We start from the raw sequence: 10851 nt of genomic DNA, 5'->3' as shown, positions 1-10851 counted from the left end.
GCTGACCCGCATGCCGAGGGTCCGGTCGAGGAGGAAGGCGAGGACCGCGGAGACGATCAGCGAGTAGGCGAGGACGGCGAAGACACCGGCGCACTGCTTCCACAGCTGGGTGAAGGTGTGGTCGCCGTAGAAGACCCCGGTGGCGGTCGACTGGCCCTTGCCGGTGGCGAAGAAGCCGATCAGCAGGGAGCCGAGGATGCCGCCGACCATGTGGACACCGACGACGTCGAGGGAGTCGTCGTAGCCCCACTTGAACTTGAGGCCGACGGCCGCGGCACAGGCGACACCGGCGATGGCGCCGACGGCGATCGCGCCGAGCGGGGAGACCGCGCCGCCGGACGGGGTGATGGCGACCAGGCCGGCGACCGCGCCGGAGGCCGCGCCGAGCGTGGTGAACGCGCCGTGCCGGATCTTCTCGTAGGCGAGCCAGGCCAGCATGGCGGCGGCGGTGGCGACCTGGGTGTTGACGAACATCAGCGCGCCGACGCCGTCGTCGTTGCCGAGCCAGGAGCCGGCGTTGAAACCGAACCAGCCGAACCAGAGCAGGCCGGCGCCGAGCATGACCAGCGGGAGGCTGTGCGGACGCATGGGGTCGCGCTTGAAGCCGACGCGCTTGCCGATGACGAGGATGACACCGAGCGCCGCCGCACCGGCGTTGATGTGGACCGCCGTACCGCCCGCGAAGTCGATCACGCCGAGCTTGTACGCCCAGCCGTCGGCGCCCCAGACCCAGTGGGCGACCGGGACGTAGACGATCGTGGCCCACAGCGCGATGAACAGCGACCACGCGGAGAACTTGACGCGGTCCGCGAGCGCGCCGCTTATCAGGGCGGGGGTGATGATCGCGAACATCAGCTGGAAGACCATGAAGACGAAGACCGGGATGGTGTAGCCGTCCCAGAGTTCGGTGAGGCCGATGTTGCTGAGGCCGATCCAGTCGGCGTTCCAGCCGAGCAGGCCGCTGCCGGTGCCGAAGGCGAGGGAGAAGCCGTAGAGCACCCACAGGATGGTGACGATGCCGAGGCTGATGAAGCTCATCATCAGCATGTTCAGGGTGCTCTTGACGCGGACCATGCCTCCGTAGAAGAAGGCCAGTCCCGGGGTCATGAGCATCACCAGGGCGGAACAGATGAGCATGAAGCCTGTGTTGGCGGACGACAGTCTGGGCGCGTCCGCCGCAAGCATGATGGCTGGTGCCATCGGCGTCTCCTCGTCGGTTGGTACGGCCCCGTGCGGGCGGTGCCTGAGCGGTCCGGTCGGTTGAGGGGTGGGCCGGTTATGCGCCATGAGACTGGCGCAGCGCGGTTTCGGTGGAAGCCCCTCGTTGTTTCGCCGGGGTGACGAAGGCGCCCTGCGTGTTACGCGTCGGTGAAGTGCGGGATGCCCGGCCGCGCGATCGTTATGGTGGCGCAACCTTCCGGCGCGGGTGGCCGGGGCGGACACAGGCCGGCCGCGGCGGGCCTTCCGATGACCTGGCATGGGGGAGCCGAGTCGGGCAGTTCGGGAGGACCGGCCGCGGCCGGGGACCGGGGGTCGTGGTGTCAGACGGCTTCTGCGGCCTCCGGCAGGTCGACGGCGAGCTGCTCGGAGAGGTCGATCACGGCGGCGACGTCGCCGTAGTCGCGTACGGCCGTGTCGACCGTCTTCCGGATACGCGTGTTCACACGCTCGGAACGCACCTTCTTGGCGATGTCCATGGCGCGCGCGGCATAGCTCGTGCTCTGCTCGGGGTCGCGCTGGAGCAGGTGCACGGTGGCCATGCCGATGAGGTTGAGTGCGTACGACCGCTGGTGCTCGGCGTCCTCGGCGAACTTCTCCACCGCCTTGCGCATGAGCGGTTCGGCCAGGGAGGCGTAGGTGGGGCTGCGGCCGGCGACGTAGGCCAGGTCGCGGTAGGAGTGGGAGTTCTCGCCGTGCAGCTCGGCCTCGGAGAAGAAGCGGATCCAGTCGGGGTCCGGCTCGTCCCACTCGTCGGCCTCGGCGAAGGTGTCCTCGGCCATGCGGACGGCGCGCTTGGTCTTGCCGGGCTGGCCCATGTTGGCGTAGGCGCGGGCCTCCATCGCATACAGCATGGCCTGGGTGCGCGGACTGGCGCAGTCACGGCTGCCGTACTGGGCGAGGTGGATCAGTTCCAGGGCGTCCTCGGGCCGGCCCAGGTGGATCATCTGGCGGCTCATGCTGGAGAGGATGCAGGAACCGAGCGGCTTGTCGCCGGCCTCCTTGGCGGCGTGCAGGGCGAGGACGAAGTATTTCTGCGCGGTGGGCTGCAGGCCGACGTCGTAGCTCATCCAGCCGGCCAGTTCGGCCAGCTCGGCGGCGACCTGGAACAGCTTGCGGGTGGTCGCCTCGGGCTGGGGTTCCTGGAGCAGGTCGGTGACCTCGTGCAGCTGGCCGACGACCGCCTTGCGGCGCAGGCCGCCGCCGCACTGGGCGTCCCACTGGCGGAACATGCGCGTGGTGGACTCCAGCAGCTCCAGCTCGGGCCGGGAGAGCCGGCCCGGCCTGCGGGCGTCGAAGGCGGGCTCGGGCCCGGCCGGGACCGGGGAGCCCGCCGTGGGCACGAGCCAGCGCTGCATGGGCTCGATGAGGGAGGGGCCGGCGGACAGGGCGAGGGAGGTGCCGAGGAAGCCGCGCCGGGCGAGCATCAGGTCGCTGCGCGAGAACTCGCCGAGCAGGGCGACCGTCTGCGGGGCCGTCCAGGGCAGGTCGACCCCGGAGGCGGCGGGCGACTGCCGGGCGGCGCGCAGGCCGAGGTCCTCGATGGAGACCACGCAGCCGAAGCGCTCGGAGAACAGCTCCGACAGGATGCGCGGGATCGGTTCGCGCGGGTTCTCCCCGTCCAGCCAGCGGCGCACCCGCGAGGTGTCGGTGGAGATGTGGTTGGCGCCCAGCTGGCGCGCCCTGCGGTTCACCTGGCGGGCCAGCTCGCCTTTGGACCAGCCGCTGCGCACGAACCACGAACCGAGCAGCTCGTTGGGGCGCTTGTCAGCGTTCGTCCCGCTACCGCCGTTGCCGCCCACTGGAACGCCCCCATCCCTGAGACCACTTGTCGCCTGGTGCGCCAAGCCCTATCAGAATGCCGGTAAATACGGCTCCCCGTCCGCCGGTTCTCACCCTTCGAACGAGTTGACGACTTGCCTCCGGCATACCCGCTGCGGCATGTGCCCCCAGGGCTCGCACACTCACAGTAATCCTACGATCACCGGTGCAGCCACGTGGATCCCTGAAACGCCACCATTCGCCACCCCTTCGAATGAACTCACGGTTGCCCGCGCGCGATTCACTTGACATAGGACGGCCGGAAGTGGGCGGAGTGACGCACGCGGGGGCGCATACCCCCCGGTGTTCCACTGGGCACGCTCCAAAGCGCCGCCTTCACCGTGCGGCACGACGGGGAGGCGGACCCGTAGCGTTACGTTCCGCTTCCGTCTCGTTCCGTGACGTAACCACCGGCGCGCAGGACCCGTTGGAGGGGGCATGGGCTTCACGATCGGCGGCATCCGCGAGATCCGTTCCGGCACGCGTCGGCGCGGCCGCTCCGCGGACTGCACCGCCGTCGCCGAGTTCACCGGACTGTGGGGCTGGGACGTGGTGCCGGGGGCGCGGGCCGCCGCGGGCGCCTGCTCCTGCGGGCGGTCCGCGTGTGCGGCGCCCGGCGCGCACCCGCTGGAGTTCGCGCCGCCCGTGCCGGCCGGGGCCACGCTGGACGAGGTGGCCAAGGCCTGGTCCGAGGTGCCGGGCGCCTCGGTGATGCTGCCGGTGGGACAGGCCTTCGACATCATCGAGGTCTCCGAGCCGGCCGGCCGCCGCGCCCTGGTGCGGCTGGAGCGCATGGGCCTGCCCCTCGGCCCGGTGACCGCCACCCCGGACGGCCGCGCCCACTTCTTCGTCGCGCCCGGCGCCGCCGCCGACCTGCCCCGGCTGCTCTACCGCATGGGCTGGGACGACCCGGCCGCGCTGGACCTGCGCGGCCTCGGCCCCGGCGCGTACATCACCGCGCCGCCCTCCGACCGGGGCGGCCTGGGCCCGGTGCGCTGGCTGCGCCCGCCCGCGCTTGACTCGGCGACCCGCCCCCCGGCGGCCCGGCTCCTGCTGGGCACGCTGGCGTACGTGGCACACCGGTCGCGGGCGTAGGCCGGGCCGGCGCACGGCTCGGCACCGAGCGCGAACCCTCCGCCGTCCACACACGGCTCAGGACCGAGCGCCAGCCACGCCCTCGTCCGCGCACGGCTCAGACCGAGCACCAAGCACGCCCTCGTCCACACGGCTCAGAACCGAAGGCGACTGCACCCCCGCCGCACACGGCTCCCGACCGCACGACACCCGGCCGCAGACCATTCCGGGCCACGCGCCACCCGGCCGCACACGGCTCCGGACCGTGCGTCACCCGGCCGCACACAGCTCCCGACCGCACGCGCCCGGCCGACACGGCTCGGGACCCCGACGCGAACGCACCCCGGGGCCCGCACGCCCCGGGGCCGAACAGGAACGAGAGCCCCCGGCCGCACAAGGCTGCCGGGGCACACCACCCGGCCGCAGACCACCCCGAGCCACGCGCCACCCGGCCGCACACGGCTCCCGACCGCACGCCACCCGACCGCACGCCACCCGGCCGCACGCCACCCGGCCGCAGACCACCCCGAGCCACGCGCCACCCGACCGCAGACCACCCCGAGCCACGCGCCACCCGACCGCACGCCACCTGGCCGCACGCCACCCGGCCGCGCACGGCTCCCCACCGCACGTTCACCCGGCCACGCACCATCCGACCGCACACCACACCGGCCCGCACACCCCACCGACCCGTGCACGACGAAGCTCCCGTCCCCGACTGCACCTCGGGGGCGGGAGCTTCTCCTGCCGGGAACTTCGCTGGGGGTCGGTCAGTCACCGATCAGGGCGTCCACGAACGCCTCCGGCTCGAACGGCGCGAGGTCGTCCGCGCCCTCGCCGAGCCCGATCAGCTTCACCGGGACGCCCAGCTCGCGCTGGACCGCGACGACGATGCCGCCCTTGGCCGTGCCGTCCAGCTTGGTCAGCACGATGCCGGTGATGTCCACGACCTCGGCGAACACCCGGGCCTGGACCAGACCGTTCTGGCCGGTGGTCGCGTCGAGCACGAGCAGCACCTCGTCCAGCGGCGCGTGCTTCTCCACGACCCGCTTGACCTTGCCGAGCTCGTCCATGAGACCGGTCTTGGTGTGCAGCCGGCCCGCGGTGTCGATGAGCACCACGTCGACGCCCATCTCCTTGCCCTCCTTCACCGCGTCGAAGGCGACGGAGGCGGGGTCACCGGCCTCCGGTCCGCGCACGGTGTAGGCGCCGACGCGCTCGCCCCAGGTCTGGAGCTGGTCGGCGGCGGCGGCCCGGAAGGTGTCGGCGGCGCCGAGGACGACCGTACGGCCGTCGGCGACGAGCACGCGGGCGAGCTTGCCGGTGGTGGTGGTCTTGCCGGTCCCGTTGACGCCGACGACCATCACGATGCCGGGCTTGCGGTCCGCCGGCTCGGTCTTGACCGTGCGGTCGACATCGGTGCCGACCAGCTGGAGCAGCTCCTCGCGCAGCAGGCCGCGCAGCTCCTCGGGGGTGCGGGTGCCGAGCACCCGGACGCGTTCGCGCAGGCGCTCGACCAGTTCCTGGGTGGGCTGCACGCCGACGTCGGCGGTGAGCAGCGTGTCCTCGATCTCCTCCCAGGTGTCCTCGTCCAGGTGCTCGCGCGACAGCAGCGTGAGCAGGCCCTTGCCGAGGGCGTTCTGTGAGCGGGACAGGCGGGTGCGCAGCCGGACCAGCCGGCCCGCGGTGGGCTCCGGGATCTCGATCGCGGGAGCCGCTTCGACCGGAGCCTCTTCGACAGGGGGCTCCTCGACGGCGACCGGCGCGGGGCCGCCCGGGAGATCCACCTCCTCGATCGTCCGGCGCGGTTCGTCGCGCGGCGTCTCGGCCTCGTCGCCGACGTGCGGCTCGGCCGGGGGCGCGGTGATGTCGGGCGTCTTCGGGGGCGGCGGGGGCAGCGGCTTCCGGCGCCGGCTGCTCACGATCAGCCCGCCGAGCGCGCCGATCACGACCACGGCGATGACTACAGCAAGGATGACGGTTTCCATAACTGGACCAGTATCGGCCATGGGGTTCGCCGGAGCGGTGTTTGTACCTTCGTCCGAGAGACAAAGGCCACGTAATACGAGGACTCGGAGCAAAGTACGATGGTGGCGGCTCTGTCCACGCGCGTAGAGTCCCCACAGTCACCCTGTCCCCCCACGTCTGGCACCTCTTCCATGAGCAAAACCGTCGAGACCGAAGGCGCTCTCGAGACCCGAGGCATCGAACAGGTCCCCGACCACGAGCGCACCGCGAGGACCCGGGAGCTGTTCCCGACCTGGGTCGGCGCCAACATCAGCGTGCTGTTGCTGACGATGGGCGCGAGCCTGGTCGTGGCCTACCACCTGAACATCTGGCAGGCGCTGGTCGTCGCGGTGGCGGCGCCGGTCGTGTCGTACGGCCTCGTCGGTCTGATCGGCATCGCGGGCAAGCGGGGCGGCGCGCCCGGCATGGCCCTGTCGCGGGCGGTCTTCGGGCAGCGCGGCAACCTGCTCCCCGGTTCGCTGATCTGGGTCGCGCGCTGGGGCTGGGAGACGATCAACGCGGTGACCGGCGCCTACGCCATGCTCACCATCCTGGACATCCTGTTCGGCCTGAAGGCCAACAGCGTGCTGGACATGGTGACGCTGCTGGTGTTCGTCGTCGCGACCTTCGCCATCTCCGGGCTCGGCATCAACGCCGTGCAGAGGTGCAACACGTACGCGACCTACCTCTTCGGTGCCTTCTCGGTCCTGGTGCTGGGCTACCTGGTGGCGAACACCGACTGGACGAAGGTGCTCCACCACGGCGCCGGTTCCACGGCCGCGGTGATCACCGGCATCGGCATGATCGCGGCGGGCGGTGTCAGCTGGATCCCGTCCGCCCCGGACTTCACCCGCTACCTGCCGCGCACGGCCTCCTCGAAGGCGATCGTGGGTACGGCGGTGGGCGGTGCCGGTGTCGTCGTGCTGCCCATGGTCCTGATGGGCGCCGTGATGGCGGTCGGCACGCCGGACCTGGCCTCGGCGAGCGACCCGGTGTCCTTCCTGGGCGAGATCCTGCCGACCTGGATCGCGGTGCCGTACCTGTTCATCGCGCTGATCGGCATGCTGCTGATCAACTCCATGTCGATGTACTCGGCGGGCTTCACCGCGCAGACGCTCGGCTTCAAGGTGCCGCGGCACTGGGCGGTCTCGGTCAACGCGGTGATCTCGCTGGCCTTCGGCGGGGTGCTGATGCTGGCGGCGACGAGCTTCATGGGTTCGTTCATCGCCTTCCTGTCGCTGCTGGCGGTCGCGTTCTCCGCCTGGGTCGGTGTCTTCGGCGCGGACATGCTGCGCCGCACCGAGTACGACGGCCGGGCCATGGCCGACACCACTCGCACCAGCGCCTACTGGTACCGGGGCGGCTTCTCCCCCGCGGCCGTGGCCGCCTGGGCGCTCGGCCTGGTGTCGGGCCTGCTGTTCACCACCTCGGACTGGTTCACCGGGCCGCTGGCGATCAACAACGTGATCGGGGAGTACGGCCTCGGCTGGGTCGCGACCATCGTGGTGTCGGGCGTGCTCTACCTGGTCCTGCCGAAGCCGGTGGTGGTCCGCCCGGCCGGGTCGGCCGAGCGGGACGGTCGGGACGAGCCGGCCGAGCCGGCCGGGGAGCGCGAGACCGCCGGCGTCTGAGGCGCCTCAGCCGGACGCGCCGCTCCCGCCGGAGGGCCCACCGCCCCCGTCGGAGGGTCCGTCGGTCTCGCCGGAGGGTCCGTCGGTCTCGCCGGAGGGTCCGTCGGTCTCTTCGGCGGGCCTTGCGCTCTCCCTGGGCAGGCCGCTCTTGTGCAGGGCGGCGCTCGCCCGGAAGCGCAGCCGGCCGCACCGGTCCCGGGTCTCCTGGTCGGCGTCGTCCGGGCAGCAGCAGTGCCAGGCCGGCCACCGCAGGTCGTCCGGTTCGAGCCAGAGGGCGACCCGGCCGCGCTCGGCCTCGGCCCGCGCGTCCGTGGTCGGGGGTGCGGGTGCCGGTTCGGGTCGGGGTTCGCTCATCCCGCAAGCGTGAGCCTGGCGATCTGACGTGTCGTCAATTATGGTCCCCCTCCACCGCAGCACCGGAGGGGGACCTTCCCATGCCCGTCACGGTCGTACGCTTCAACCTCGTCGCTCCCGGCGCCGCGCCCGCCGCCCTGTCCGCCCGCTACCGGGCCGCCGTGGAGATGGCCGCGTACGCCGACGAGCACGGGATCGCCACCGTGCAGACCGAGGAGCACCACGGCGCGGAGAACAACTGGCTGCCGTCGCCGTTCACCTTCGCGGGCGCGGTGTTCGGGGCGACCCGCCGGATCGCCGTGACGGTGTCGGCGGTGATCGGCCCGCTGCACGACCCGCTGCGACTGGCCGAGGACATCGCCGTCCTGGACCTGCTGAGCGGCGGACGGCTGGTGACCGTGGCGGGCATCGGTTACCGGCCCGAGGAGTACGGCCTGTTCGGCGTGGACTGGCAGCGCCGGGGCCGGCTGCAGGACGAAGTGCTGGAGACGCTGCTGGCCGCGTGGACCGGCGAGGAGTTCTCCTACCGGGGCCGCAGGGTACGGCTCACCCCGCGCCCCTACACCGATCCGCACCCGCTGCTGCTGGTCGGCGGCTCCTCCCGGGCCGCCGCCCGCCGGGCCGCCCGGCTGGGCCTGCCGTTCTTCCCGAGCGCGCACCTGCCGGAGCTGGAGGCGTACTACAAGGAGCAGCTCACGGCGTACGGCACCGAGGGCTGGACGATGATGCCGGCCGCCGAGACCCCGCTGCTCCACCTGGCCGAGGACCCGGACCGGACGTGGGCCGAGTACGGCGGGCACTTCTTGCACGAGGCCCGGACGTACGCCTCCTGGCAGTCCGCCGGGGTCCGCTCGGCGGTACGGTCCGGCGCCACGACCGTGGCCCAGCTGCGCGCCGAAGGCGTCTACCGCGTCCTCACCCCCGAGCAGTGCCTCGCCCAGGGCCTGCAGAGCCTGGTACTGCACCCGCTGGCCGGCGGCATGCCGATGGAGGAGGGCTGGCGCAGCCTGGAACTGTTCGCGCGGCGCGTCCTGCCGGCACTGGCGGAGTGAGCCGGGCCGGCCGTACGAGACCGCCGCCCCCGGTCCGGGCAGTGGCCGGGCCGGGGGCGGCGGACGGTACGAGGAGAGGGGCAGCGGGGACTTGGCCCTTCTCCCCGAGTGCGGGGGACCTCGTCAGGAGGCTCAGCCCATCTCCTCCAGGGACTTGCCCTTCGTCTCGTTGACGAACTTCAGGACGAACGGGATGGAGAGCGCGGCGAAGACGGTGTAGATCACGTAGGTGCCGGAGAGGTTCCAGTCGGCCAGCGACGGGAAGCTCGCGGTGATGGCCCAGTTGGCGATCCACTGCGCGGCGGCGGCCACGCCCAGGGCGGCGGCGCGGAGCCGGTTCGGGAACATCTCGCCGAGCATGACCCAGACGACCACACCCCAGGACAGGGCGAAGAAGAGGACGAAGACGTGGGCGGCGATCAGGGCGGTCCAGCCCTGCGCGCTCGGGAGCTTGCCGCCGACCAGGTCGTAGCTGAACGCCCAGGCCTCCAGCGCGAGGCCGACGGCCATGCCGACCGAGCCGATGAGCGCGAGCGGCTTGCGGCCGACGCGGTCCACGAAGATCATCGCGATCACGGTGCCGACGATGTTGATGATCGACGTCGTGAAGGAGTAGAAGAACGAGTCCGTCGGGTCGACACCGACCGACTGCCACAGCGTCGAGGAGTAGTAGAACGCGACGTTGATGCCGACGAACTGCTGGAAGACCGACAGGCCGATACCGACCCAGACGATCGGCTTGAAGAAGAAGCCGCCGCCGAGCAGGTCACGGAAGCTCGACTTGTGCTCGCTCTTCATGGCGAGCTCGATCTCGTTCACACGGGCGTCGAGGTCGATGTCGCCCTCGACCTCGGCGAGGATCGCACGGGCGCGGTCCCGCTTGCCGACGGAGATGAGGAAGCGCGGGGACTCGGGGATCGCGAAGGAGAGCAGGCCGTAGAGGACGGCCGGGACGACCATCACACCGAGCATGACCTGCCAGGCCTCCAGGCCCATCAGCTTGCCGCGCTGGTCGCCGCCGGCGGCGTTGAGCAGGCCCCAGTTGACCAGCTGGGAGATGGCGATGCCGACGACGATCGCGGCCTGCTGGAAGGAGCCGAGCCGGCCGCGGTAGGCGGGCGGGGCGACCTCGGCGATGTACGCCGGGCCGATCACGGAGGCCATGCCGATGGCGAAGCCGCCGACGATGCGCCAGAAGGCGAGGTCCCACAGCGCGAAGGGCAGTGCGGAGCCGACGGCGCTGATCGTGAAGAGGACGGCGGCGATCTGCATGCACCGGATGCGGCCGATGCGGTCGGCTATGCGGCCCGCGGTGGCGGCACCGATGGCGCAGCCGATCAGCGCGATCGCGATGACCTGGGCCAGGGCGGCGGATCCGATGTCGTAGCGGCCCCGGATGGCCTCGACGGCGCCGTTGATCACGGAGCTGTCATAGCCGAAAAGGAATCCGCCCATCGCGGCGGCCGCCGCGATGAAGATGACGTGCCCGAGATGTTCGGGGTGGGCCGTCCTGGCTCCTGACTGGGGTGCCTGCGCTGTGCTGGTCACGTGTTTCTCCTCGGGCCACGGCAACGCTGCCGTGTGGGGTGAGCCCTCTCAGGTGGTGACACCTGAAGGTAAAAGCAACGTTGCAGAGACTATGCCTTCAAGTTTCGAAGTCAATAGCTCGACGACTGTGAGCTTTCAGATAGGCC

8 protein-coding genes are annotated in these 10851 nt (G+C 71.4%); 3 read left to right on the top strand and 5 right to left on the bottom strand.

Going from position 1 to position 10851, the window contains the following annotated elements; translation table 11 throughout:
- Together IE312_RS12110 and nsdA are read right to left on the bottom strand one after the other, a co-directional pair.
- A partial coding sequence (locus IE312_RS12110; protein ID WP_229899591.1) for an ammonium transporter occupies positions 1-1200 on the bottom strand: 1200 nt, incomplete at its 3' end.
- Between the two features lie 341 nt (positions 1201-1541).
- Positions 1542-3020, bottom strand: a complete 1479-nt coding sequence (gene nsdA, locus IE312_RS12105) for a transcriptional repressor NsdA (RefSeq protein ID WP_189981058.1) — start codon at positions 3018-3020, stop codon at positions 1542-1544.
- A gap of 457 nt (positions 3021-3477) precedes the next feature.
- On the opposite strand from nsdA, the gene IE312_RS12100 reads away from it, so the two are divergent.
- Positions 3478-4134 carry a bifunctional DNA primase/polymerase gene (locus tag IE312_RS12100; protein WP_189981056.1) on the top strand — a complete coding sequence of 219 codons (657 nt, stop codon included), beginning with the start codon at positions 3478-3480 and terminating at the stop codon, positions 4132-4134.
- Between the two features lie 749 nt (positions 4135-4883).
- On the opposite strand, the gene ftsY is transcribed toward IE312_RS12100, so the two are convergent.
- Positions 4884-6101, bottom strand: a complete 1218-nt coding sequence (gene ftsY / locus IE312_RS12095; RefSeq protein ID WP_189981054.1) for a signal recognition particle-docking protein FtsY — start codon at positions 6099-6101, stop codon at positions 4884-4886.
- A 171-nt stretch (positions 6102-6272) separates the two neighbouring features.
- On the opposite strand from ftsY, the gene IE312_RS12090 reads away from it, so the two are divergent.
- A complete protein-coding gene (locus IE312_RS12090; RefSeq protein WP_189981052.1) occupies positions 6273-7751 on the top strand; it encodes a cytosine permease in 1479 nt (492 codons plus the stop codon).
- Between the two features lie 6 nt (positions 7752-7757).
- Here IE312_RS12090 and IE312_RS12085 read toward each other — a convergent pair whose 3' ends face one another.
- A complete protein-coding gene (locus IE312_RS12085; RefSeq protein WP_189981050.1) occupies positions 7758-8105 on the bottom strand; it encodes a hypothetical protein in 348 nt (115 codons plus the stop codon).
- An 80-nt stretch (positions 8106-8185) separates the two neighbouring features.
- On the opposite strand from IE312_RS12085, the gene IE312_RS12080 reads away from it, so the two are divergent.
- A complete protein-coding gene (locus tag IE312_RS12080) occupies positions 8186-9157 on the top strand; it encodes an LLM class flavin-dependent oxidoreductase (RefSeq protein WP_189981048.1) in 972 nt (323 codons plus the stop codon).
- Positions 9158-9289: 132 nt separating this feature from the next.
- Here the strand turns inward: IE312_RS12080 and IE312_RS12075 are convergent, their stop codons facing one another.
- Entirely contained in the window at positions 9290-10705 is a 1416-nt protein-coding gene (locus IE312_RS12075) for a sugar porter family MFS transporter (protein WP_189981047.1), read from the bottom strand.
- Positions 10706-10851 lie beyond the last annotated feature (146 nt).

Origin of the sequence: Streptomyces capoamus (genome assembly GCF_014654935.1) — a bacterium.
GTDB classification, from domain to species: domain Bacteria; phylum Actinomycetota; class Actinomycetes; order Streptomycetales; family Streptomycetaceae; genus Streptomyces; species Streptomyces capoamus.
This window is presented reverse-complemented; position numbering and strand designations above follow the sequence as displayed.